19 protein-coding genes are annotated in these 26,755 nt (G+C 41.0%); 10 read left to right on the forward strand and 9 right to left on the reverse strand.

Going from position 1 to position 26,755, the window contains the following annotated elements:
• Positions 1-15: 15 nt before the first annotated feature.
• A complete protein-coding gene (locus BC659_RS04940; protein ID WP_133473555.1) occupies positions 16-561 on the reverse strand; it encodes an RNA polymerase sigma factor in 546 nt (181 codons plus the stop codon).
• A gap of 172 nt (positions 562-733) precedes the next feature.
• Here BC659_RS04940 and BC659_RS04945 point away from each other — a divergent pair, with 172 nt between their 5' ends.
• Entirely contained in the window at positions 734-3,319 is a 2,586-nt protein-coding gene (locus tag BC659_RS04945) for a phosphoenolpyruvate carboxylase (protein ID WP_133473556.1), read from the forward strand.
• A 257-nt stretch (positions 3,320-3,576) separates the two neighbouring features.
• Here the strand turns inward: BC659_RS04945 and BC659_RS04950 are convergent, their stop codons facing one another.
• Positions 3,577-4,170: a DNA-3-methyladenine glycosylase family protein gene (locus BC659_RS04950; RefSeq protein ID WP_133473557.1), complete on the reverse strand. Its 594-nt coding sequence runs from the start codon at positions 4,168-4,170 to the stop codon at positions 3,577-3,579.
• Between the two features lie 60 nt (positions 4,171-4,230).
• Here BC659_RS04950 and mnmC2 point away from each other — a divergent pair, with 60 nt between their 5' ends.
• Genes mnmC2 through BC659_RS04965 form a run of 3 tightly spaced genes read left to right on the forward strand, consistent with a single transcriptional unit; the run spans position 4,231 to position 6,315 of the window.
• The gene (gene mnmC2 / locus BC659_RS04955; protein WP_133473558.1) at positions 4,231-4,899 is read left to right on the forward strand and encodes a tRNA (5-methylaminomethyl-2-thiouridine)(34)-methyltransferase MnmC2; all 669 of its coding nucleotides are present in this window, start codon (positions 4,231-4,233) and stop codon (positions 4,897-4,899) included.
• 29 nt (positions 4,900-4,928) lie between these two features.
• Positions 4,929-5,351 (forward strand): YybH family protein, encoded by a 423-nt coding sequence (locus tag BC659_RS04960; RefSeq protein WP_133473559.1) that lies wholly within the window; start codon positions 4,929-4,931, stop codon positions 5,349-5,351.
• A 46-nt stretch (positions 5,352-5,397) separates the two neighbouring features.
• The gene (locus BC659_RS04965; RefSeq protein ID WP_133473560.1) at positions 5,398-6,315 is read left to right on the forward strand and encodes a prohibitin family protein; all 918 of its coding nucleotides are present in this window, start codon (positions 5,398-5,400) and stop codon (positions 6,313-6,315) included.
• 50 nt (positions 6,316-6,365) lie between these two features.
• Here the strand turns inward: BC659_RS04965 and BC659_RS04970 are convergent, their stop codons facing one another.
• From BC659_RS04970 to BC659_RS04980, 3 genes are all read right to left on the reverse strand, one after another.
• Positions 6,366-6,755 (reverse strand): hypothetical protein, encoded by a 390-nt coding sequence (locus BC659_RS04970; RefSeq protein WP_133473561.1) that lies wholly within the window; start codon positions 6,753-6,755, stop codon positions 6,366-6,368.
• Between the two features lie 139 nt (positions 6,756-6,894).
• The gene (locus BC659_RS04975) at positions 6,895-7,125 is read right to left on the reverse strand and encodes a hypothetical protein (protein ID WP_133473562.1); all 231 of its coding nucleotides are present in this window, start codon (positions 7,123-7,125) and stop codon (positions 6,895-6,897) included.
• 156 nt (positions 7,126-7,281) lie between these two features.
• Positions 7,282-8,253 carry a M23 family metallopeptidase gene (locus BC659_RS04980; protein ID WP_133473563.1) on the reverse strand — a complete coding sequence of 324 codons (972 nt, stop codon included), beginning with the start codon at positions 8,251-8,253 and terminating at the stop codon, positions 7,282-7,284.
• A gap of 120 nt (positions 8,254-8,373) precedes the next feature.
• On the opposite strand from BC659_RS04980, the gene alaS reads away from it, so the two are divergent.
• From alaS to BC659_RS05010, 6 genes are all read left to right on the forward strand, one after another.
• The gene (gene alaS, locus BC659_RS04985; RefSeq protein WP_133473564.1) at positions 8,374-10,989 is read left to right on the forward strand and encodes an alanine--tRNA ligase; all 2,616 of its coding nucleotides are present in this window, start codon (positions 8,374-8,376) and stop codon (positions 10,987-10,989) included.
• A 53-nt stretch (positions 10,990-11,042) separates the two neighbouring features.
• On the forward strand, positions 11,043-11,555 hold the full coding sequence (locus tag BC659_RS04990; RefSeq protein ID WP_162847354.1) for a GNAT family N-acetyltransferase: 513 nt from the start codon (positions 11,043-11,045) through the stop codon (positions 11,553-11,555).
• Between the two features lie 278 nt (positions 11,556-11,833).
• Positions 11,834-12,781 (forward strand): PDZ domain-containing protein, encoded by a 948-nt coding sequence (locus BC659_RS04995; RefSeq protein WP_133473566.1) that lies wholly within the window; start codon positions 11,834-11,836, stop codon positions 12,779-12,781.
• Between the two features lie 146 nt (positions 12,782-12,927).
• Positions 12,928-13,911: a DUF1028 domain-containing protein gene (locus tag BC659_RS05000; protein WP_133473567.1), complete on the forward strand. Its 984-nt coding sequence runs from the start codon at positions 12,928-12,930 to the stop codon at positions 13,909-13,911.
• A 62-nt stretch (positions 13,912-13,973) separates the two neighbouring features.
• Positions 13,974-15,419: an Asp-tRNA(Asn)/Glu-tRNA(Gln) amidotransferase subunit GatB gene (gene gatB, locus BC659_RS05005; protein WP_133473568.1), complete on the forward strand. Its 1,446-nt coding sequence runs from the start codon at positions 13,974-13,976 to the stop codon at positions 15,417-15,419.
• Between the two features lie 10 nt (positions 15,420-15,429).
• Positions 15,430-16,557, forward strand: coding sequence for a TlpA disulfide reductase family protein (locus tag BC659_RS05010; RefSeq protein ID WP_133473569.1), 1,128 nt, complete (start codon positions 15,430-15,432; stop codon positions 16,555-16,557).
• Positions 16,558-16,950: 393 nt separating this feature from the next.
• Here BC659_RS05010 and BC659_RS05015 read toward each other — a convergent pair whose 3' ends face one another.
• From BC659_RS05015 to BC659_RS05030, 4 genes are all read right to left on the reverse strand, one after another.
• Positions 16,951-18,393 carry a RagB/SusD family nutrient uptake outer membrane protein gene (locus tag BC659_RS05015; protein WP_162847355.1) on the reverse strand — a complete coding sequence of 481 codons (1,443 nt, stop codon included), beginning with the start codon at positions 18,391-18,393 and terminating at the stop codon, positions 16,951-16,953.
• A gap of 52 nt (positions 18,394-18,445) precedes the next feature.
• A complete protein-coding gene (locus BC659_RS05020) occupies positions 18,446-21,523 on the reverse strand; it encodes a SusC/RagA family TonB-linked outer membrane protein (RefSeq protein WP_133473571.1) in 3,078 nt (1,025 codons plus the stop codon).
• A gap of 404 nt (positions 21,524-21,927) precedes the next feature.
• Positions 21,928-23,388 carry a RagB/SusD family nutrient uptake outer membrane protein gene (locus tag BC659_RS05025; protein ID WP_133473572.1) on the reverse strand — a complete coding sequence of 487 codons (1,461 nt, stop codon included), beginning with the start codon at positions 23,386-23,388 and terminating at the stop codon, positions 21,928-21,930.
• Between the two features lie 24 nt (positions 23,389-23,412).
• Entirely contained in the window at positions 23,413-26,544 is a 3,132-nt protein-coding gene (locus BC659_RS05030; protein ID WP_133473573.1) for a SusC/RagA family TonB-linked outer membrane protein, read from the reverse strand.
• Between the last annotated feature and the right edge of the window lie 211 nt (positions 26,545-26,755).

The following is a 26,755-nucleotide window of genomic DNA, read 5'->3' on the forward strand; positions in this document are numbered from 1 at the left end:
CTGCGAATGCAAAGTTTAATTTTCACGGATAAAAGCCTCTATTTTCTTTGCTGCATGATGATAACTGGCCTTTAATGCCCCCTCACTGGTATCAAGAATACGACTCATTTCCTCATATGGCATTTCATCATAATAACGAAGGTTAAACACCGCCCGCTGCTTTTCCGGCAATTGCTGGATGGCCAGTTGCAGCTTCCATTCCAACCTGTTACCATCAAAATTACTATCTGCTTTTACTTTATTAGTCAAACCTTCCCCTACCTCATCCATGCTAACAGAAGCCCTTCTTTTCTGCTGTTCCAGAAAACTCAGGCACTCATTGGTAGCAATCCGGTACATCCAGGTGTATAAACGACTATCCTCCCTGAAATTCTCCAATCCCTTCCATACTTTAATAAACATATTCTGCAACACATCGTTCGCATCATCATGGTCCACTACCATCCGCCGAATATGCCAGTATAGTTTCTCCTGGTACTTCTTTATAATCGCAGTAAAACCCTGCTCTTTGGTGGGAGGCTTGCGAAATTGATCCAATAAAACCTGATCGTCTAAGTGCATGCAGGATTGATTTATTCGAATATACAATGCAATGGCTGTTGGACTCAATTCTGTGAAAAAAGTTTAATCATTACTAACTAACGATTATTATTTTATAATTAATATGCCGTTAGCTAAAAATGACGTTTTCGTTAGTTTTATTCCGGAAAAAATTGTATCTTTAAGAATACCTATGTCTTCCAGTTACTATATCAATCAATTCAGGCGTAATGTAACAGATAAGTACACCATCTATAACAGCCTGTTTGCAGCATTACCTTTTTCAGGAATCGCCAATGTTGGTGCATTATTACCGATTCTTTCCCAGGCATGTCAGGATGAGTATAAAGCTGGAAAGAATCCGGTTCAGATCATCAACGATTTCTTCCGGCAGCATACAGAAGTTCGTACAGAAAGAGACAAACTGGATCGCCTGTTCAAATTTGTACAATACATCGAAAGGCAGGTGGTGTTATTTGATGCCATAGAAGATGCTGCTTTCGATACGGTAAACAATATTCAGGGATCAGGTAGTTTAAAAGCTTTGTACAATGAAGCTGTTTTTGCCGGTAAAACGCAGGCGCTGAAAAATAAACTGAAGAAATTCAGGATACGGGTAGTACTCACAGCCCACCCCACACAGTTTTATCCGGGTAGTGTATTGGGCATTATTCATGATATGAGTGAATCGATTGCCAGAAACGACTTTCATACCATCAATGAATATATCCAACAATTGGGCATCACTCCCTTCTTCAATAAAAAACAACCCACTCCTTACGACGAGGCATTGAACCTCATGTGGTACCTGGAAAATATACTTTACCACTCCATTGGCAATATCTATAACAGCATTGAACGAGATATTTTTGACCACCAATATGATAGTGACAACCCCTTTATTGAACTGGGATTTTGGCCTGGAGGCGATAGGGATGGTAACCCCTTTGTTAACGCTGCCACTACCATTAAAGTAGCCGAAGCACTAAGAAGTGCCATTACCGTTTGCTATTACCGCGACATCAGAAAATTAAAGCGCCGGCTAAGTTTCGCAGGTGTAGATATTCTTATACAGGAACTCGAAGCTATATTGTATGAAAATGTATTTCGACCTACCGAACAAAACAGGGTACATCTGACTGATTTACAATCAAGACTGATTCAGATACGTGACCTGGTAAAAGAGAAGCACCATTCCTTATTTTTACAAAGACTCAACAGCCTCATTCATAAAGTAAAAATTTTCGGAACCCATTTCGCCACTATTGATATCAGGCAAGATAGCCGTATCCATACGCAGGTATTGCTTTCGATTCATGAAACATTGAAACAAAAAACCGGCAATGCATTGCTGCCAGAGAATTATACGTCACTTGATGAGGCAGACAGGCTGAATATACTGGCTGGTTTACAGGGCAACATAAATCCCGCCCTATTTGAGCCAGGCATTGCAAAAGATACCCTGGAGAGTATTTATGCTATCCAGACAATTCAAAACAATAATGGAGAAGCGGGTTGTAACAGGTATGTAATCAGCAATTGCCAAAGCAGTGTAAATGTGATGGAAGTCTACGCATTGTTTCGTTTATGCGGCTGGAAACAGGATCAGATGCCTGTTGATATTGTTCCGCTGTTTGAAACCATAGATGATTTACAGGCAGCTGAACAAATCATGGATCGCTTATATACACATTCTTTGTATGCCAATCATCTTACCGGTAGAAAAATGCACCAAACCATCATGCTCGGTTTTAGCGATGGCACCAAAGATGGTGGTTACCTGCAGGCAAACTGGAGTATTTATACTGCAAAAGAAAACCTCACAGCCATCTCCCGCAAATACAATATTAAAGCCCGCTTCTTTGATGGCCGTGGTGGCCCTCCATCACGTGGAGGTGGTAAAACGAATAAGTTTTATGCCTCCCTTGGTAACAATATTGAAAATGAAGAAATACAACTAACCATACAGGGACAAACCATTACTTCCAATTTTGGCACCATACAGTCATCGCAGTACAATCTTGAACAGCTGTTAAGCGCCGGCATCAGTAATGAGCTGTTCGCCGATACCCGGATACAGCTCTCTCAACATGATCGTTTCCTCATGGAAGAACTGGGTCGAATAAGTCATCAAACCTATCAGCAATTTAAAGAACATCCTTTATTTCTCACTTATATGCAGCTGTTTAGTCCATTGAACTATTACAGTAAAAGCAATATTGCCAGCCGTCCGGCAAAAAGAGGTAGCGGTGGTGGTCTACGGTTTGAAGATTTGCGTGCCATACCTTTTGTTGGAAGCTGGAGTCAGTTAAAACAAAATGTACCCGGTTTTTTTGGTGTGGGTACAGCACTGCAGCAAATGAAAGAGAAAGGATATTGGGAAGATATCAAAGCCATGTTCCGGAATGTGCTTTTTTTCCGGACATTGGTAGACAATAGTATGATGAGTATGCTGAAATCCTTCTTTCCACTTACCGAATACATAAAAGACGATCCCCAATATGGACCTGTATGGAAAATGGTAAAAGATGAATTTGATCTTACAGAAAAAATGGTACTTGAGCTGGCAGATGCATCCATACTGATGGAAGATGATTTACCCGGTCGTGCTTCTATTCAAATGAGAGATCATATTGTTTTACCCCTGCTTACCATTCAGCAATATGCCTTACATGAACTCCGCAAACCCGAAATTTCAGATACCGAAAAAGGAGTTTATGAAAAGCTAATCACCAGAAGTATGTTCGGCATCATCAATGCTGCCCGGAACTCAGCCTGAGAAAATAATGAATACCGAATAAGGAATATCCAATTTCGAAATGGCATTTTCAATATAGCGTTAAGCAGTATCTATCCATTTATTGCTGGTATTACTTACAACAACTGAATTAATATAGTAAAAACTCCCTTCGCCTCTTTTTCCTGCGAAAAAGGGTTCCTATTTAGTAAAGCCTGAATCGCTTGGTTTTTTTGCAGGGAGAAAGGAAGAAGGAAAGGATACATTCCGAAATTGGATATTCCTTATTCGACATTGCATCAGCTGTCTTTCCACCCCCACAGATGCAAACAGGCATAGGTTCTGTACGGGCTCCAGTTGGCTGATATTTTCAACATGCGTGCTTTCATTTTCTTCTTATCTGCTGTACTTATTTTATACACTTTACACATCGCCTGTTGAATACCCAGATCATCAACAGCAAAAACATCCTCCCTTCCCAGACTAAACATCAGCAACATCTCAACGGTCCACTTACCAACACCTTTGATGGCGGTAAGTTGTTCAATGATTTCCTCATTCTCCATCTTCTGAAGTTTGGTATCGGTTATTTTATGATCAATACAAAACTGCGCCACATTCCGTACATAACTCACTTTGGCATTACTTAAGCCAATACCCCGCAATGTTTCAGGAGCTGTATCTAACACTTGTTGGGGTCTGGGTTCTTTTCCATTGTACAAACTGAGAAAACGGTGGAAGATCACTTTTGCTACTTTGGTGCTCAGCTGCTGACTCATGATACTGGCCATTAAACGCAGCGGTATATTTTTATGCAGCTTTAGTTCATGAACAGTATCACCGAGAATAGCAGCAAGTTTATCATCTTTACGTAAATGCTTTCTGTAGTCCATACAGGGAAGATAACCATTCAGTTTCATTCGGAAAACTTACCTTGCTTTTGATTTTACAACATGGAAAGAATCATCCAGATAACAGCAGACGGCTCTCATACCATTTCCATTCCTGCCATGGAAGTTACTTACCATAGTAAGCATGGTTCCATACAGGAAAGCAATCATGTATTTATAGATGCGGGTTTACAATATTATGTGGACACATATCGTGTGCCATACATTAAAATAATGGAAGTTGGCTTTGGCACAGGATTAAATGCTTTACTAACAGCTATCAAAGCAAGAGAACAGGAGCTAACTGTTGAATACCATACCATCGAAGCCTATCCCTTACAACCGGCAGAACTGGGAAACCTGAACCATGGCATTTTATTAAAAGACGAAGACCTTTTTCAGAAAATACACCAGAGCGAATGGGAGATACCTGTTCAGTTGCATCCTTATTGTACCATACATAAGCACCATACTACTATTGAGCAGTTCAAATTCAGCAACTTTTTCGATTGCATTTTTTATGATGCATTTGCCCCCACGGCTCAACCTGAGCTTTGGACCGAAACTATATTCGCAAAACTATACTCACGCTTAAATACCAATGGTATACTGGTTACCTATTGCAGCAAAAGTATCGTTCGCCGTGCCATGCAGGCTACCGGATTCAGGGTAACCAAAATACCAGGACCACCCGGTAAAAGAGAAATGGTAAGGGCTTTAAAAGACGCATAATTTTCAGTAGCTTACTGAAAATTAACAGCATGAAATATTTTTCCCTTCTTGTATTTGTCAGCCTCACCACCCTTACCCATGCACAGACAGGTGATGAAAAAATAATCCGTAACCTGTTGGACAGACAAACCAAAGACTGGAATAACGGAAATATAGAGGCTTTCATGAAAGGTTACTGGGAAAGTGACAGTTTGATGTTTGTTGGAAAAAGTGGCGTAACATACGGCTATCAGAAAACCCTCAATAACTACAAAAAGAATTATCCCGATACCACAGCCATGGGCAAACTCAGGTTTCATATCCTGGAAGTTCGCAGGTTATCTGCAGACCATTATTTTGTGTTAGGAAAATGGATGCTTACCAGAACCATTGGCGACCTGAGCGGACACTACACACTCATTTTCAGGAAGATAAAGGGTAAATGGAACATTATTGCCGATCATAGCAGTTAGCTGTAATATTTCGTCACATTCCTCTACTTATATAAAAAGACCCTGTATGGCACTTATTATCATTGGCATCATTATTCTGGTAGTTGGCATTATCCTCAAAAATCAACCCAGAGAAGAAATTCAGAAACTGGCGATTGGCGTCAGAGTATTTGGTTTTTTACTGATCATTATAGGATTTTTAACCTCCTGTATCAAACAGATAGATGCGGGCCAGATCGGCGTAAAAAGTCTTTTTGGTAAAGTGTCGGATGATATTCTTACAAGCGGTTTAAATATGGTAAATCCGCTGGTAGATGTGAAAACAGTTGACATTAAAACCCAGAATTATACCATGAGTGGCGTTCATGATGAAGGAGATCAGGTAGGCGATGATGCCATCCGTGTATTAACGGCAGATGGACTTGAAGTAATTATAGATCTCACCGTTTTATACCGCGTAATTGGACAGGAAGCGCCCAGAATTGTAAAAGAAACAGGTCTGGACTATAAGGATAAAATTGTTCGTCCGCTTACGCGTACCAAAATCAGGGATAATGCGGTGTATTTTACTGCTATCGATCTTTATTCCAACAAACGCGATCAATTTCAGAATCGCATATTTAAAAGCATTGAAGATGACTTCAAAAAACGTGGACTGATATTGGAACAATTACTCGTAAGAAATATTACACTACCCAATAACGTAAAAACATCCATTGAAGAAAAAATAAAAGCAGAACAGGAAGCACAGAAAATGGAATTTGTTTTACAGAAAGAAAAACAGGAAGCAGAACGTAAGCGGGTGGAAGCTCAAGGTATCGCAGACTATCAGAGAATTATGAGTAGCGGACTTACCGATAAACAGTTACAATACGAACAAATACAGGTATTGAAGGGATTGGTGACTTCTCCGAATTCAAAAGTAATCGTAATGGGCAAGGGTAATACACCGGTGATATTGGATACAAAGGATAATAAAAATTAACTGCCCTATACTCACGGCTTAAGCACAGTTAAAAAGTTGTCTGTTGTGTTTTATACAGCAATGGGTGCATATCGGATCATCAACCGTTTGAAACAAAGATGACCAATAAAAACACCGATAACAGAAGAAACGATATCCAGATAATCAAAGGTTCTGCCGAAAATCGGAATCAGTTGAAGGTATTCGTTGATCACCACCAGTAATAAGCCAAAGCTACAGGTAATGTTCAGGTCTCTCTGTGTTTCGAGCCTGAAAATGCGTTGAAAAAACCAACAGGCTCCGAAAGGTAACAAAAAAGACCCTATCAGGTTGGGCGCAAGTCCAACCATTGGTTTGAGTGCAGGATCTATAAATACGAAAGGTCTAACTAAAAACTTGATGGCCCATATCATGAGGGTACCAACAATCATAACCAACCTGGAAATTCTTTTAAGGGGCATTCAGTATTCCGTTTCAGGTCTGAAAATAAGGATTTAAAAAGCAATTCAGCAGTAACACTACCTGCTTCTTTTACTTTACCTGCTATATATGGTACATCACAGGCTGTGTATTTACTGGAACGGGTATACAAGTAAAAAGTTACTCTTCGAAGTTGATGGGCTTACTCCATAAACGGATCACATACCATAAATAGGCAGTAAGACTACATAAAAACCATATATAGAAAAGAATATTCCCAAGGGTGATTTTTTCGTGTACAAAGGCCAGGTCATACATAATACCTGCTGTAGAATTGAGGGCAAGCCATAACAACCCCAGTGAGAGAGTATTTACAATACGAATCAGGTATTTTCGGATGCCGGGTTCCATTTAAGTCTTTGAAAGATGTTCTGACAAATTACAAATAGTCACCCTGATTGTTCTGCAAACCTTGATTTCTTTTCAGAAAATCCGATTCAAAAGAATAGTAAATATGCATATGAACGAATCTGGACAACGCGAAGCTCATAGCCGATAACTCTCGGCTTAATCCATACTCTGGTTACTAGCAGCAGCCAGTTTTAGCAGGCGATCGAACTGCGCCGGCGTAAGATCATTGTAGAAATAATAAATGGGATTCACCGGTGTTCCCCTGTAATGTACCTCATAATGGCAGTGAGGACCGGAACTTTTACCTGAATTTCCAACATAGCCAATAACTTCTCCCCTTTTCACCCTTTGACCTACCCTGGCTTTAATACGATACATATGTCCATACAGTGTTTCATAGTTACTGCCATGGTTCACAATAACCCTGTTACCAAAACCACCGGTATTAAAGCCCGCATCCGAAACAACCCCATCAGCCGTCGCATAAATGGGTGTACCCTGCGGAGCCGTAAAATCCATACCCATATGTGCCCTTCTGTCTTTATAAATAGGATCGATCCGGTAACCAAAACCGGAAGCAATGCGGGTCAGGTTTTTATTACTGATGGGCTGAATAGCGGGAATGGATGCGAGTAGCTGCGCCTTGCTTTTCACCATTTTCGTGATATCATCAAATGATTTCTCCTGATAGGCCATTCTAAGGGCCAGGTTATTGAGCTGGGCCGTCATGTTTTTAATGAGTTCCGTTGAACCCATACTCTGCACGAGTTGAACCTCTTTTCGTTTCTCCATTTCTCTTACCCGCGCACTATCGGGAATAGGATTGGCTTCAAAAATGGAGCGGTAAATAGAATTATCACGGTTCGCGATCTCATCCATCTGTAATTCTAGTTGCTTCAGGCGTTCAGCCATGATATTGTAATTCTGCTTCAAATCATCATTCTGCTGTCGTAGTAATTTCTCTTTGGGAGAGTCGATATACCTGAAAGCAATCAGAAAAATAATGACGCCGGTAACAATGGAAGCGGCTATAAAACCAAATAATTGCAATAAACGCACCCGAAGGGGAGTCTCCAGCTTTTCATAGCGAAGCGTATGCGTATTATAGTAATATTTGATTTTTTTCATAAATCGGAAGGCTCATTATTACCTGATTACTACAAAACAGGCCAAATCCTTACCTTTGATGCCTTTTAAAAGCGCTCAAAGATAGCTTCTGAGCGACTAAAATACAGTTTTTAAAATTTTATGACCAGCGCAGAGATCAGAAAACAGTTTTTGGACTTTTTTGCTTCCAAACAGCACCAGATAGTGCCATCGGCACCTATTGTGGTAAAAAACGACCCTACACTCCTGTTCACCAATGCAGGAATGAACCAGTTCAAAGACTATTTTCTTGGCAATAAAAAAGCTGCTTATCCAAGAATTGCAGACACCCAAAAATGCTTGCGGGTAAGTGGAAAACATAATGATCTGGAAGAAGTAGGTGTAGATACCTATCACCATACCATGTTTGAAATGTTAGGCAACTGGAGTTTTGGTGATTACTTTAAAGCGGAAGCTATTGCCTGGAGCTGGGAACTGCTTACGGAAGTATATAAACTGGATAAGGATCGTTTGTATGTAACGGTATTTGAAGGCGATCCTTCCGAAGGTTTACCCCCTTCATCAATTGCACTCGAAGAATGGAAAAAACTCGTTCCTCAAGACCGCATTGTATATGGTAACAAAAAAGATAATTTCTGGGAAATGGGAGAAACTGGTCCATGTGGACCTTGTTCTGAAATTCATGTAGACTGCAGGCCAGACAGCGAAAGAGTAAAAGTTCCTGGCAGGGAATTGGTTAACAAAGATCATCCACAGGTTATTGAGATCTGGAATAATGTTTTCATACAATACAACCGTCTCAAAGATGGCAGCCTTGAGCCCCTGCCTGCAAAACATGTTGATACTGGAATGGGCTTTGAAAGATTGGTACGCGTAATACAGGGTAAGCAGAGCAATTACGATACCGATGTATTTACAGGTACCATTGCAACTGTTGAAAAAATAACCGGAAAAAAATACGACTATAGCGACAGTAAAGAAGCCATTGCCTTCCGTGTACTGGCCGATCATATCAGGGCCATATCATTTACCATCGCTGATGGCCAGTTGCCATCCAATACAGGTGCTGGTTATGTAATCAGAAGAATATTAAGGAGAGCTGTTCGGTATTATTATTCTTACTTAGATTATAAACAACCGCTCCTGTTCCAACTGGTGCCGGTTATTGCTACACAATTCGAAAATGTATTCCCTGAATTGCAACAACAGCTCGACTTTGTAAGTAAAGTAGTGAAGGAAGAAGAAGATGCTTTCCTGAGAACACTTGATAAAGGCTTAAAGCGTATTGATGATATCATTGAAAGCAGTACATCAGGAACCATACAGGGTAAGGCAGCTTTCGAACTATTCGATACCTATGGTTTTCCGATAGACCTCACCAGATTAATTGCTGCTGAAAATAACCTCGCAGTAGATGAAAATGGTTTTGAAGCCGAAATGCAACAACAGAAAAACCGGAGTCGCGCAGCAACCGCTGTAGATACAGAAGACTGGGTGATTGTGCATGAAGGGAATAACAATCACTTTGCCGGTTATACCAACCATGAAACCACTACCAGGGTTAATAAATACAGAAAAGTAAAAGCGAAAGGTAAAGAAGCCTACCAACTGGTACTGGAGAACACGCCTTTCTATGCGGAGAGTGGCGGACAAGTCGGCGATAGTGGTACACTTAACTTTGCTGGTGAAGTAATAGAAGTTTATGACACAAAAAAAGAGAACAACCTGATCATTCATTTTTGTGATAAACTACCTTCAAACATAAACACAGAAGTAACGGCCACAATCAATACTGCAAAAAGACAGTCAACTGCCATTCACCACAGTGCTACACACCTGTTGCACGCTGCACTCAGACAGGTACTTGGTACGCACGTAGCACAAAAAGGAAGCCTTGTAAATGAATCGCAACTAAGATTCGACTTTTCACATTTCGCAAAAGTGAGTGATGAGGAAGTAGCCGCTATTGAGCAGATCGTAAACAGAAAAATCCGTGAAAATATTCCGGTAATCATTAAAGAAATGAGTAAAGATGATGCTGTTGCTATGGGCGCGATGGCATTATTCGGAGAGAAATACGGAGATACGGTACGTGTAGTAATCATAGATCCGAATTATTCAATAGAACTCTGTGGCGGTACACATGTGGGAGCAACCGGAGAATTAGGATTGTTTAAAATAAAATCAGAATCAGCGGTAGCAGCGGGTGTGAGAAGAATTGAAGCGATAAGCGGTATGGCTGCTGAACAATTTGTACTCGAACAGTTACATCAGCTGGCTGCCATTCGTGAAGCATTGAAAAATCCAAAAGAAATACTGAAAGCTGTTGAAAATCTCTATGCTGATAACAACGAATTAAAAAAGAAAATAGAAAGCCTGGAGGCCAAACAGCTGGCTGTAATTAAGCAGGAACTGTTACAACAGGTTGAAAACATTAATGGCATTCAGTTTATTGGTGCAATCATTGATACAGCCAATGCCGATGGTTTGAAAAAACTCTGTTTTGACCTGAAAGAAATACTATCCAACTATGTCATAACACTGGTTGCTAACATAGATGGTAAAGCCAGTGTAGCCATTGCCGTAGCCGATGAGTTGGTAACCAGTAAAGGACTGGAAGCACCCAAGCTCATTAATGAGCATGTAAAAGGATTGATCAAAGGTGGTGGCGGTGGACAAAAAACACTGGCTACTGCCGGCGGACAGGATGCAAGCAATCTTCAGCAGGTAATAGAAAAAATAAAATCACTTTTATAATTTTATTCATCTTTATGCCATCCTGCTTACACAGGATGGCATTTTTTATGACTATGAATGAGTATCTATTCAGCAGCGATCGGTTATTATTTCGTCAATTTACCATTGATGATGCAGCACTGATTCACGAAATGAATAGTCATTCGCTTGTATTGAAATATGTACACGAGTTACCCAGCACACCTGAAAGCGCTTTAACAAGGTTACAAAACAGTATCCTACCGCATTATCAGCAATATGGTTATGGCAGATGGGCTGTATACCTGAAAGAAAGCAACAGTTTTATAGGCTGGTGTGGTTTGAAATACAGAGCCGAAAGAAAAGAAACAGATCTGGGTTACCGCTTTATGCCGTCATACTGGGGAAAGGGCTTTGCTACAGAAGCAGCCATAACCTGTTTACAGTATGGCCTTCATAAACTGCAACTCAACCGGATCACTGCAACCGCCCATATAGAAAATATAGCTTCACTCCGCATACTTGAAAAATGTGGAATGCAATACCTGCATAACGATAAAGTCGATAATTGCCCGGTAAAGTGTTTTGAAATTTTTAGAAGCGCATAGCTAATGGTTGATGGTGTATAGCAGCGTACAAAAAGCACATAGCGGATGGCATATAAGTGTAAAAATTCTATCCTCATTTCAATAAAGAAAACACTTGTCATACCCATTGACTATTAGCTATGGTCCATAAGGTATATACCATCAACTATGATCTATATACTATAGGCTATCTACTCAAACCATTCATTAACCTTTTTTAACATTTCCGAAGCCTTTCGTAATGAATTTTTTACTGACATTTGACTACTAAACATTTCGTACACTTAAAAATAATTCCTATGTATCGCAAATGGATGGCAGCTTTGGTGCTGTTCGCAGGTATAACAGCAACCGCTCAAACAACAGAAAAAGAAAAAACCGATAAAGATCCTAAAGAGAAAATCAGTAGGAAATTATCGATCATAATTGATGGTGATAAAGTAACCATCAATGGAAAAGATATTAAAGATATGGACCCGGATGAAATGGAAAAACTGGGCGATATGGATATGCTCAGACTGAGTCCGGGTTTACGCATGATGATGCCGGGTCGCGGAGGTGCTAACTTTTTTAAACTAGATGACCTACGTAATGGCGGTAAAGAAAGGGCCTTGCTGGGTGTAATGAGTGAGAAGCATGAAAAAGGTGCAAAAATTACATCTGTAACCAAAGAGAGTGCTGCCGCAAAAGCAGGTTTGCAGAAAGATGATATCATTACCAAAGTGAACGATGCAACCATTACTGGCAATGAAGATCTGTATGAAACTATTGGCAAATACAAACCTGAAGACAAAGTAACCATACATTACCTGCGTGATGGGAAAGAAAATACCACCACTGCCCTGTTAGGTAAAACCATGGAAATGGGTTTTGATTTCGATTTTGGCGATAGTTTCAACAGGAATTTCAATTTCGACAATATGCCCCGTTTAAGAAATGGTGGCGCTTTCAATTTTAATTTTTCCGGCAAACCTAAACTGGGTATGTCTATTGAAGATACCGAAAACAATAAGGGTGTGAAAGTAACGGAAGTGGATGATGATACTCCGGCCGACAAAGCAGGTGTGAAAACAGCAGACATCATTACTTCCATTAATGGCAAAACCATTAACTCTGTGGACGAAATTAAAGAAGCACTCAAAGACCTGAAAGAAGGTGATACAGTGAAAGCTGGTATAACAAGAGCAGGAAAAGCACAGGTTATTGATATTAAACTACCTAAAAAACTGAAAACAGCCGATCTCTGAGATCGGATTATCCAGTACTCATTCTCATGTGTATAGCTACCGCGTCGACCCGACAAAGAAGGAAGGGTTGGCGCGGTTTTTTTATTTGTATTTTTAAGGTGCCGGATCCTTCATCCGGAGAAGTGACCTATTTTTAAACATATACCATGAGACATTTACTTTTTGTACTTTTTTCAACCATCATTGCAACACAGACAAGCGCACAGGTTTATCAATCAAAGCAACCCCTTGTTCACACGTTCTCCATAGTGGCAAGAGATGCCAATACAGGTGAAATGGCTGTAGGCGTTCAAAGTCACTGGTTCAGTGTAGGCACATCAGTGCCATGGGCAGAAGCCGGTGTAGGCGCTGTTGCCACCCAATCGTTTGTAGATAAATCCTATGGTCCCAAAGCCCTCAACTTGCTGAAAAAGGGTTTATCTGCTCAGGAAGTATTAAATCAACTCACCGAAGCAGATCCTGGCAAAGAAGTAAGACAAGTAGCTATCATTGATGCGAAAGGCAATGTAGCCACACATACCGGTAAGAATTGTATTCAGGTAGCCAGTCACATCAAGGGTATCAATTATAGTGTGCAGAGTAATATGATGTTGGGTGATAAAGTAGATGAATTCATGTCTGAAGCATTTGAAAAAAGTGCAGATAAACCCCTGGCTGAAAGGGTATTACTGGCGCTGGAAGCCGCACAGAAAGCGGGTGGTGATATTCGGGGCATGCAGGCCGCTGCCATTATTGTAGTACCTGGAAAACCCGTGGAAAGCTGGAACAATAAAACCGTTGACATCAGAGTAGATGATGCCAGAGAACCCTTAAAAGAGTTACGTCGCCTGTATAAAGTTCACCTTGCCTATCAGCATATGAATGATGGTGATCTGGCTGTAGAGAAAAATGATATGACCAAAGCCATGGCCGAATACAATGCTGCCATGCAGCTGTTTCCCAACAACCTGGAAATGCAGTATTGGACAGCCATTACACTGGCCAATAATAAACAGGTTGAAAAAGCTTTACCGATGTTGAAAAAGATTTTTACGCAGGACAAAAACTGGAAAGAATTAACCCGACGATTACCGGCTGTAAACCTCTTAACAGTAACGGAAAAAGACCTGAAACGCATTCTTTCCCTATAATTATCTCATAAAATCAGAAATCTGCCCTGCCGGGTACATCAGGTGCAGTACTTTTGCAGTTCATGTTATTACAGGAAAAATACGAAGCCGTTATTGGCTTGGAAGTACATGCCCAACTGGCTACAGTGAGTAAATTGTTTTGTGGCGATAGCACTGCTTTTGGTGCTGCTCCCAATTCACAGGTAAGTCCTATTACACTGGGTCACCCGGGAACCCTGCCCAAAACCAATAAAAAAGCTGTAGCATTTGCTATTAAAATGGGACTGGCCTGCCATTGTGAAATTGAAAAGGATAATTATTTTGCCCGCAAAAATTATTTCTACCCCGATCTACCGAAAGGTTATCAGATATCGCAACATACCACTCCTATTTGTAAAGGAGGTTATGTAACGATACATACCACCCATGGAAGAAAGGATGTTCAGCTGAACCGGATTCATCTGGAAGAAGATGCAGGTAAAAGTATCCATGACCTGGAAGAAGAGTTTACCTGTATTGATTTAAACCGTGCCGGTACACCCTTAATTGAAATCGTTACAGAACCCTGTATCCACAGTGCAGAGGAAGCCTGGCATTATGTTACTGAAATCAGGAAACTGGTGCAATGGCTGGGTATCTGTGATGGCAATATGGAAGAAGGTAGTTTACGCTGTGATGCCAATATATCGGTTCGCTTGAAAGGCGTAACAAAATTAGGTACCCGTGTAGAGGTTAAAAACCTGAACTCCATCCGCAACGTAAAGAAAGCCATTGAATTTGAAATTGACAGGCTCATCGGCTTATTAGAGGCAGGTAACCCTATACAGCAGCAAACCCGGAGTTTTGATGCGTCTAATGATACCACATTTGCTATTCGTGATAAAGAAGAAGCAAATGATTATCGTTACTTCCCTGATCCCGATCTGGCCCCCTTTCATTTAAGAGATAAGTATATTAACAGCATCAAAGACACTTTGCCGGAACTTCCGGATGCATTGGCTGCCAGGTACAAAAGCAGCTATGGTTTAAGTGAATACGATGCCAGTCAGCTTTGTGATACAAGGTCTACGGCTGATTATTTTGAAACCGTTATTGCATACAGCAAGCATTATAAAGCAATAGCCAATTGGATACTTGGCCCTCTTCGCCAGTACCTGAACGAACAACAAATCGATTTTGCTGCACTTACATTAGAACCGGCAAAACTTGCTGCAATCATTGAATTGGTAGAAAATGGTAAGGTTAGTTTCTCTGTAGCGTCTTCTAAATTATTACCGGTTGTATTAGAGAAGAATGAAGATCCTTTAACACTGGCAGAATCCATGAACCTGATACAGATAAGTGATCAGCATGCCTTAGAAAAATGGGTAAATGAAGCCATGGAAGCCATGCCCGAAAAAGTTGCTGAATATAGGAAGGGTAAAAAAGGGCTTATTGGTTTGTTTGTAGGTGAAGTAAAAAAAAGAAGTCAGGGAAAAGCAGATCCCAAACAGGTAACCATTTTATTGGAACAAAAACTCAATCAATAAAAATAAAAGCATGAAAAGAATACTATACGTGGCGGCTGCGGTCGTATTGATAAGCAGCTGTCAGGAGAAAAAATATGGCGCATTTACCGTAAGCGGTAAAATTTCGAATGCTCCCTCAAAAAAAATATTTCTGCAGGAATTGCCTTATGGTGGTGAACAACCGGTAGTACTGGATTCCGGCACATTGAAAGAAAATGGCAATTTTGAATTACGTGCTGTAGGAAAAGAAGAATCCTTATATAGATTGGTGATTGAAAATGGTCCTGATGTTTTATTGGTAAACGACGGTAAAAGTATCCGTGTAAATATGGATGTGAATAATTACCGTGCCTATACCATCGAAGGTTCTGAGGCCAGCGAGAGCCTGCATACCTTATTTGAAAAATTTAGTGTAAAGGATTCCATCCTATATGGTACACTGGGTATGCTCGACAGTTTACAGAGAGGTGGTAACGATAGCCTTGTAACTATTGAAAAAGCCAAACGCGATCTGCAGATCAAAGACATGAATAAACTGGTTACAGCGTTTATCAATACATCAGAAAGTCCTGCCGCCAGGTATTATGCATTGGGTATGGGTTCACGTACCATGCCACCGGATGAATTAAAATCACTGGCCGATGCTTCTGCCAATAAGTTCAAGGAACATACCGGATTGGCAAAAATTAAAGCACTACTCGCTGCTTATGGACAACAAAGCCAGCAGGCAGGTACCAATTCTTTATTAAACCAGCAGGCTCCTGAAATCAGTTTACCGGATACAGAAGGAAAAATGTTTAGCCTGAGTAGTTTAAAAGGCAAATACGTATTGGTTGATTTCTGGGCAAGTTGGTGTATGCCCTGTAGAAAGGAGAATCCGAATGTGGTAGCGGCTTACAATAAATTCAAGGATAAAAATTTTACCATCTTAGGCGTATCGCTCGATCAGGATAAAGATGCCTGGCTTCAGGCGATTGCAAAAGATAAACTTAGCTGGAAACATATTAGTGATCTGAAGTACTGGGAAAGTGCAGTGGTACCTATGTATAAAATAGAAGGCATTCCCTTTAATGTGTTACTGGATCCTACCGGTAAAATTATTGCGATGGATCTCAGAGGTGAAGCATTGGAACAGAAATTAGCTGAGGTTCTGAAATAAAGAATTCCATTCAAATGACTACTTTATAAAGGGGCTGTATCTTTTTCGATACAGCCCCTTTTTTATTACATCACCTGCAAAGATTTCTTCACTGGAATATTTTGTACCGAAACCATTATTCCCCTATGTTTATAAAATATTATCGATTCATACCATAAAGCAACGGAGCGACTGATAAGAATCCTCATAAATAGCACACAGATTTTCATGATCATCAATATCCGGCATGATATACTATCAACATGAATATTTACTTTCCACACTTCCTTTGCACTTCCGTCATTCATGAGTATGGTTTTAAAAAATTCTCCAAAAACAATTAGTGGAAAAATAAAAAAAAGAGAGCCGATTCTTTTCAGAATCGGCTCTCTTACTATAATGATACAAACTGTATTAGTTAGTATATCCTGGGTTCTGCTGAATAACAGGGTTTGCCTGAATCTCAGCATTAGGAATTGGTAACAGGAAACGGAAGTTGCCAGCTGGCAAAGTAGTAGCAGCATTTACTTGTGGTAAATCAGCTGTAATACGAACTACAGGCAGGTTTCTTCTTTTCAGATCCCAGAAACGGTGTCCTTCATAAGCCAGTTCCTTGAAACGCTCATCCATGATAGCGCTGATAGCAGCGTCTTTTGATGCTAACACAACAGGTGTATAACCATTGATACGGGCAGCTCTCAAAGCATTCAGATCTGCAGCAGCACCTACCAGGTCATTGTTCTCTGCACGTGCTTCAGCACGGATCAGGTACATTTCAGCGGTACGGAAAACCTTAGCATCCGCTACGTTTTCAGCAGCTGTACCATAAGCTGTACCGGCATATTTGGTAATCAGGCGGGTATATTTACGACCAGATCCTACCAGTAATGGTTCATCTTTTGCATAAGATGAGAAACGGATATCATTTGCCTGATCATACATGTTCCAGAGTTTCTGAGAAATGGTCCAGGTAATACCACCGATATTGCTGGCACTTGCAGAAGTAGCGCGCCAGAGGCTACCGATACGACCACCCAAAGAAGCGGTACGGCTTAATTTGAAAGCAGTTTCACTGCTATTTGCATCGGTCCAGATACCTGGGAAATTAGCACGGCTGGCCAGCGGAACAGCATTGATGTATTCAGTGCTGAAAGTAACCGCATCGTTCCACTCTTTCAGGTACAGTGCAGTACGTGCCTGTAAAGCAGAAGCAGCAGCCTGAGTAGCTCTGTAAACGTTGGTGCCAGAAAAATCTGTAGGCAGCAATGGTTTAGCAGCAGCCAGATCAGCTTTTAACTTCTGGAAATATGGCGCTACGGTGATACGTGCCTGAGGCTGTAAAGAAGGTGTTTCCATATAAGCCATAGCCAGGTCGGTACCTACAGCGCTGTTGCTGTAATAGCGGTACAGTTCGAAATGACAGAAAGCTCTCAGGAACAATGCTTCTCCTCTTAATCTTGAACGTTTTGCCTCATCGGTAGCATTTGCTGCAGTTGCAGTTGGTAACGCAGCCAACACACGGTTTACACGGTCAATGATTCTGTAATACAGGTTAAATGCTGTGTAGCTATCACGAATTGAAATGTCAGTTGAAGTGTATTGCCATTCATGAACAGTAGCTGCATTGTAGAAATCAGCAGTTACTACTTCATCTGCAAAAACCGCATTCAACAGAATACCCATTTCCACGTTCATAGCTGCATACGCACCAATGATACCTTGTTCATTGTTGGTAATTGTTTTAAGAGCCACATCACCTGCAATAAGGTCTGTTTCTTTAATCTCTACCAGTTTCTGGCAGGAAAAAAGCGTAGACACCAGCATCGCAGAGAGGATCAGTATTTTCGTTTTTTTCATTTTCATTGTTTTAGAAATTCTATAATGAATACTAATATCTTATTCTGTTGGATTAGAAATTAATATCCAGACCAGCTACGAACATTTTAGGGTTAGGGTATTCGTTCAAGCTGATATTGTTTCCATCTTCAGGATCCAGACCTTTCCATGGGCTCCAGATAGCCAGGTTCTGTGCTTGCACATAGAAACGAGCACCTTTGATAATTGTCTTACCGCTACCCAATTTAATAGCTGGAATCTGATAAGAAACATTCAGGTTTCTGAAACGCAGGAACTTAGCATCATTCAGATCAGAAGAAGTAAATCCTCTGTCATAAGCTGAAGACTGAAATGGCTTAACATCACCTGGCTTCTGCCACTGACCATCGATCAGTTCACGTGAAGCACGTACTGCTCCATGGTAACCTGGGGTACCGCGGGTAATCCAGTTACGGGTATTATCACTTCTTATTACATCAAACTGATAAGAGAATAATGCAGAAACTGTGATGGCTTTGTAACGAACTTCTAAAGTAGCACCACCTACATGTTTAGGAAGGTAGGTACCAAACTTAGCAAACTGACCAGCTTGTGCAGGGTCTAATGTTTCTTTACCATCCTGAGTTTCAAAACGAGGACGACCAGTTGCAGGGTCAGCACCTAAATAGTTGTAAGTATAGTGTGAACCATAAGGCAGACCTTTTCTGATTACGAAAGTTCCAAGGAAATATTCGTTAACCAGACCCAGGTCTTCAATAGTATTGGTATTGATAGCATGGTTTACAGACAGATTCACATTGAAATCTTTCTGTCTAACCACATCTACAGAACCTTGAAACTCAAAACCTTTATTGGTCATGACACCCGCATTGATGCTCAGGCTTCCGAAACCGGTAGTTCCTGACAATGGCTGGCTTACAAACAGGTCAATGGTTTTGTTCTTATAATATTCTACGCTGAATTTAGCACGGTTGTTCCATACTGCGAAGTCAACACCTAAGTTGAATTTCTGGATACGCTCAATTTTCAGATCGGGGTTACCAGGGGTTGTAGGTGCCTGACCAGTAATGGTAGAACCAGCATAGTTGGTTACACCAAACTGTGGTAACTGTGGACCCTGGAAGTTGGTAATACCAGACAATGGAACACCATAACCTGCAGTTGGAATAGAACCGATATTCGGTACAATACCATAGCTCACACGCAGTTTCAACTCATTAAAGATTTTCTGGTTGGCCATGAATTTCTCCTGTAAGCTGTTCCAGATAAAACCTGCAGACCAACTGGTGATCTCACGGTTAGCTGAGTTAACGATACGTGAAGTACCATCACGACGGATATTTGCGTTGATTGAGTAACGGTTGTCGTAAGTATATCTTGCAGTTGCAAAATAAGAACGGATACCGAAACCACTCTTCGCACTAGATGCGTTCTGAGGATAAGTAGTCTGACCAGTGCTGATAGGCAATGCACCTGCACCCTGACCAGTTTCAGTCAAACGTGGATCCAAGTTAAACAAAGTAAAGCCCAATGCTTTCTGATAACCACGAACGGCTTCAAAATAAGCACCTGCTTCTACTTCATGAATACCAAAACGTTTAGAGAAGTTCAGACTGGTAGTATTGATGAACTGAGAAATCATTCTGTTTGATTCCTGAGCCAGACCAGACTGGAAAGTCTGTAAAGAACCGATAAAAGAATTCGGGTTTACATAACGGGAGAACTGATCGTTAGAAACGTCCAGACCAAAAATGTTACGTAAAGTCAGAGAAGGCAGAATCTTATACGCAAGGTTCAGACCAGCATTGATTTTGATCTGGTTTTGCAGTAAAGAAGAGTTCTGAATACCTTCCAGAAGGTTCGCTACCTGACGTAACGCTAAAGATGTACTGGTACCAAAACGGAGTGTTCCATCAGGATTGTATGGGTTCTCATAGGTTTTGGCACGGTAGGTCATCTGGAAAGGGTTACGTGGGCTGTTACCCAATTGCTCACCTTCAGAGAATCTTGTTTTTGAAAAACCAATAGTAGCACTTAAGCCAACAGTTAACTTATCAGCAGTATGGTCTACGTTGAAACGTGTAGTATAACGTTTCAGGCTAGAACCAAGGTCAATACCTTCCTGATCAAAATAAGAACCAGAAAGATAGAATCTTGTTTTTTCATTACCACCAGACATATTCAGTTCATGCGACTGAGTAATACCCTGACGGTAGAAAACATTTGCATAATCAATATCGATAGCACCAATACTATCCAGCATTCTTTGCTTGGTTGCAGCGGTCATACCGGTAGGAATAGCTGGATTCAGTGGAGAATAAACCCATCCTGGCGTACCACCTAATTTTTCACGCTCTTCATAAGCGAGCATTTCTTTGGTATTCATCAGGTTCAAACGGTCAAAGTTTGGACGCTGTGTGAAACCTACCTGTGTACGGTATTGGAAATTGGTAGCACCTGCTTTACCTCTTTTGGTAGTGATAACAATTACACCGGTACCACCACGTGCACCATACAGTGCAGCAGCGTTCGCATCTTTCAATACGGTCAGTGATTCGAAATCATTAGGGTTGATAGTCTGGAAATCCGCAGCTGGAGTAGGTACTCCATCAATGATATACAAAGGCTGCGCACCCGCACCCTGAATGGATTGTACACCACGGATTGTGATGGTTGGACTTGAACCTGGCTGACCAGAGCTTGAGTTAACAAGCATACCGGGTGCACGACCCTGTAAAGCCTGATCGAAAGAACCCACAGGTACCGTTTCAACCGCTTTAGCGCTGATAACAGCAGCAGCACCGGCAAACTGTGTTTTTCTTTCACGGGCATAACCTGTTACAACCACTTCTTCCAGTGATTTGGTTTCAGGATTCAGTGAAGCATTAACCACAGAACCTCTGATGGGAAGCTCAATGCGGTCATAACCCACAAACATAAAAGTGATTGTTTTGGCGCCTGCAGCAACAGAAATGCGGTAAGTACCGGCACCATCTGTTAAAGCATTCGTGCTGCCAGAAGATACAGTAACACCAACAAGCGGCTGGCCTGTTTTTTGGTCTGTTACTTTACCTGTAACGGTTTGGTTTTGGGCCCAAACCTGCGCAATGGATAACAATGCGCACAGAACGACTGTAACGAATTTTCTCATATTTCAGTTTTTAAATAAAAAATGCGATCCGCAATTTAGTTAAAGAAAACATAAATGCACACTAATGGACAGGCTTTAAAGACAAAATGCTGCGTTTTTTGGGGGAGAATAAACAAAAACAAATAATTAATATGTGTATTTTGTTATTTGTAAATTGATTACCAAACAAATTAAAAATAAAATTATATTAACGATTCTTAGCTTTCCGAAAAAAATGTTTATCATGTCTGATATCTACATTGAAATAATCATGGCATGATGATACAGAATTGCTGAATGCTAAAGTTGATTAAACAATAAAATGATAATCAGTATTTTATAGAATAATAAAGCCGGTATGCGAATGCATACCGGCTTTACATAATTTACAAACAAGCATTCTTTGCCTGATGTGTATATAGTGATTAGTTATCTACACATAATGGGTTCAATAACAACTCACTCGAAGAAATGGGCCAGATATATTGCTGAGCCGTTGCTGGAATGGCAGCAACACCTGGTTTAGCAGGCAGTGGTAAGCCTAAACGTGTAAGATCGGTACCACGCAATCCTTCGCCCAGAAACTCAATTCTTCTTTCATTTACGATCGCATTCGCCAGCGCATCAGCATTGGCAAAATTCAATGCAGTGAAAACAGTAGTGGCGTCTGAACGACCACGTACAGCATTCAACAGTGCGATGGCCTGTGCATCTACCGTATTGGTTGAACGCACACGTGCTTCTGCCAGGTTCAATAATACTTCTGCATAACGCATTACAGGAGCCGGATCAATAAAGGTTGACGGCACACTGTACTTGGTGAGGTAACTTTTACCACTGAATACCTGTACGAAACTTCTTCTTCTGTCGGTTGGTAACCAGCCGGCATCAGAAATAATACCAGTAGAGAGTAAAGAATATTCACCGTTACCGCCATTAAAAGCAGAAGGTCCATAGTAATAACCTAACTGATTCTGTGTACCAGGTTGCTCATTGGATGCAAATGGCATTGACAAAATTGATTCAGTTGTAAAATAGTTCGTGGTGAACATGGTTCTGTAATCAGCCTGTAACGCATGAGCCACACCTGTTGAAGCGGTAAAAGGTGCTGTAGCACTTACAATTTTATTGGCTTCTGTAATCACATCCGCATAACGACGCATACTCAGTAACACACGTGTTTTCAAAGCAATAGCCGTATTTCTATGTGCACGGGTAGTATTCAGTGTGGCGTTGGCATTGGTTAACGGCAGATTCTGCTCAGCAAATGTAAGATCCGCCAATATCTGCGTATACACTTCGCCTACAGTAGCACGGGCAAGTGCATAATTATCAGAACCGGTATTTCCTTTCAAACGAAGAGGTACACCTGGTTTGCTACCATTACCATCCCAGAAAGGACGGGCATACAGTTGTAACAGTGAATAATAACTCAGGGCACGAAGCAGACGTGCTTCACCAAGAAAATTATTCGACAAAGTAGCACCCACCACATTCGTACCCTTTGCCGCCATACCATCAATGAATACATTGGCCAGGTTAATTACGTAGTATGCACGTGACCAATGGTTCAATACACTGTTAGTAGAACTGTTGGCAGGCGTATAGTTCCATACATCGAAACCGGTTACCACATTGGTACGGTCGTTCATGAATTCTTCACCGCGGATATCATTGAAGATCTGATAACGACCTCCGTACATACCCGCGTTTTTAATAGAGGCATAAATCGCACGCACCTGTCCTTCAATTCTGTCTTTGCTATCGAAAGCCGTCAGATCAGAAATGGCATTGGTAGGTACCGGGTTTATGAATTTGTCTTTGGCGCAGGAGGTCAATTGAACCACCGCTGCAGCCATGATCACATATAATAGTTTCTTTTTCATTTTACTGCATTAATAGGTTAACAATTAAAATCCTACATTCAATCCAACAGTTAAACCTCTCTGGTTAGCTACTGTGTTTCTGTCTACACCAAAGTTGGTAGTACCGTTACCATTAGAGGAAACCTCAGGATCCGGACCGGGATATTTGGTGAGGATCAACAGGTTGTTTCCATTGATATAGAAACGTGCACTGCTAACTTTGATTTTTTCCAGTAAGGATTTTGGCAGGTTATAGCCTATTGTCAGTGTTCTCAGTTTTACAAAGTCGCCTTTGAACACATTGATATCAAGCGGGAATGATGAACCATTTGATACGTTATCACCAAAAATAGGCTTTGGTATATCGGTTACATCACCGGCTTTCTGCCATCTTCTCAATACCGCAGTTTCATTGTTCCAGAAACGCTGATCTCTTAAACCAGCCTGTGTACCATAATAGATCCAGTTACCGAACTGATAAGTTAATAAGGCAGTCAATTCAAATCCTTTGAAACGGAATGTATTTTCCCAACCACCAAATACTTTAGGATTGGTGTTCTTATATACTACCGCATCAGCATTACTTACTGTACCTGCTGTAGTACCATCAGAGAACATAAATCTTGACTGACCTGCAGGAGCCACATGCTGGAAGTAAACATCACGACCAGCAGCATTTACAAAGATTCTGCGGCCAGTAGCAGGATCAACTCCTTTTGTACGGGTAACAAAAATCATAGAAATAGGATGACCTGGCAATGTGATACTAGGATTCTCCAGACCACCGGTAGAACCTATAATATTATTGATGCCAGGTGCCAGTGATGTTACTTTATTGGCGTTGGTAGACAGGTTGAAAGAAGTATTCCAGCTGAAATCTTTTTTACTTACCGCATTCCAGTTTACCTGGAACTCGAAACCTCTGTTATACATGGTACCAATATTCTGTGGAATAGTTGAAGGCAGACCAGCAGAAGGAGGTTGTGGTACAAATAATAAGAGACCGTTGTTGTTACTATTGTAATAACCGATCTCAGCAGTGATCTTATCTTTCAGGATACCGAAATTAATTCCGATATCTGTTTTCTTACTGGTTTCCCAGGTAAGGTTGGGGTTACCAGCCTGGCTATAGGGTACAGTTGCATTACCACCATATAAACCAGATCCGAATTGTGATAAGGAAGCAAAGTTACCCAGACCTCCGATATTACCCACTTTACCATAGCTGGCCCTAACTTTGAAACTGCTGAATACACGATCCAGTTTCGCAGCACTCCAGAATTTCTCATTCATTACTTCCCATCCTGCAGATACACCCCAGAAAGTACCATATTTGGTATTGGCACCCAGTTGAGATGCTCCATCTCTCCTCAGATTACCCGTTAAGTAATATTTGCGATCGTAGTTATACTGAACACGACCAAATTCAGAATACAGGTAGTTTTCACCTACAGATAAACCAGCAGTGTTTGGTGTGGCCCACCCACCCTGAATATTAGTAAACGCAGGGTCAGATACCGTAATACGATTCAAACCATAACCGTTGTTATCAGATTTCTGGTGTTCAATACCAGCTAATGCACTCACAGTATGTTTTTCACCAAAGGTTTTGTCAAACTGCAAAGTAGTAGTCCATACCCATCTTTTATTTTTGCTGAAGTTGGAAGTTACTGAACCCGTAGAAGAGAAACCTTCACCGGAAATGGGATGGAAGAAGGCGTCATTATCAGACAACACATAATCAATACCATAAGTGGTACGACCAGTTAACCAGCTAAATGGTTTGATTTGGGCATACACATTACCGATGATGTGATCGATGTAGTTATCGTTACGGTTCAGATCCAACTGAATAACCGGGTTGTTAAAACCTACTTGTCCTTGTTTGTTATTCATTACACCAATCAGGGCACCATTGTAGTTATATGTACCATCGTTATTGTATGGAGAAATATTGGGAGCAGTTACCAGCGCCACACGACCCAAACCTGCCGTTGCGAACGCATCACCTAATGAGCCAGAGCTAACAGCAGCCAGGTTTTTCTCAGATGAATACTGGATTTTACCACCTATATTTATTGCTTTACCTACTTTATGATCCACATTCATCGTCAATGATAAACGTCTGTAATCATTTCGTTTGATAATACCTTCCTGTTCAGTATAACCGGCAGAAAAATAGTAACTGGTTGATTCATTCGCACCTGATACGCTGATCGTGTTGCTGTGTTGTACGCCTGTACGGTATACATAATCATACCAACGTGTATTGATCGGCTGGCCGTTAGGACCATTTGTTAAAGCAAAAGCATTCGTAGCTGCATTGAAAGTTCCAGCATTCACCAACGCTTCGTTTTTGTAATCAGTATACTGAAAAGCATTCATCAGTTCAGGTAAACGCTGAACCTGACTAAAACCTACCCAGCTATCCAGGGTAACTTTTGAACGCCCTACTTTACCCTTTTTAGTTGTGATAAACAATACACCATTGGCAGCACGACTACCGTAGATAGCGGTTGCGGCTGCATCTTTGGCAACGTCTACACTCTCAATATCGTTAGGGTTAATGCTCGCCAGAATATTACCTGCAGAACTGGTGGAACTAAAGTCTCCTGTGAACATTGGCACCCCATCCAGTACAATCAAAGGATAAGAAGAAAGAGAAATAGAGTTGGTACCACGGATACGGATTACAGGGGGTGAATTCAATACACCACTTGGAATGGTAACCTGCACACCTGCAGCACGACCACCCAGTGCCTGATCAAAACTCTGTGTTGGCTTGTTGGCCAGGGCCTCGCCTTTTACACTGGCAATACTACCCGTAATTTCTTTTTTCTTCTGTGTACCATAACCCACCACCACTACTTCAGACAAGGATTTGTCTTCTTCAGTCATGCTTACGGTAATGGAATTTTTGTCGGAAATGCTGGCATCGAGAATGTTGAAGCCAACATAACTGAAACGAAGAGATCTCACATTTGCGGCCACCTGAATGGTGAAATTACCCGCATTGTCTGTAACGGTTTTCCTATCGGAACCCGCTGAAACGGTAACACCTGAGAGTGGTGCCCCTTTCGAATCCGTAACCTTACCAGTGAAGGTACGGCTGGTCTGTGCCTGAAGCTGAGCCATAAATAGCACAGCACTGGCAACAAGTGCCATTAATTTTCTCATGCGCATTTAGTTTTAGGTTTATATAGAATTGCTAAATTTAGACAGTCGTGTTTATAAAAACGCTGTTTGACCTAAAAAAAAGATGCTTTTACCGAAAAAGAAGAATAAAATCGAACTGTTTAAAATATTCACATAAGTATAAAAATCTAATAATCAATTACTAGCACATCACTGTGGAGAGCCCCGGCCTATGTGAAAAATCATTCACATG

This window comes from Sediminibacterium goheungense (assembly GCF_004361915.1).
GTDB lineage: Bacteria > Bacteroidota > Bacteroidia > Chitinophagales > Chitinophagaceae > Sediminibacterium > Sediminibacterium goheungense.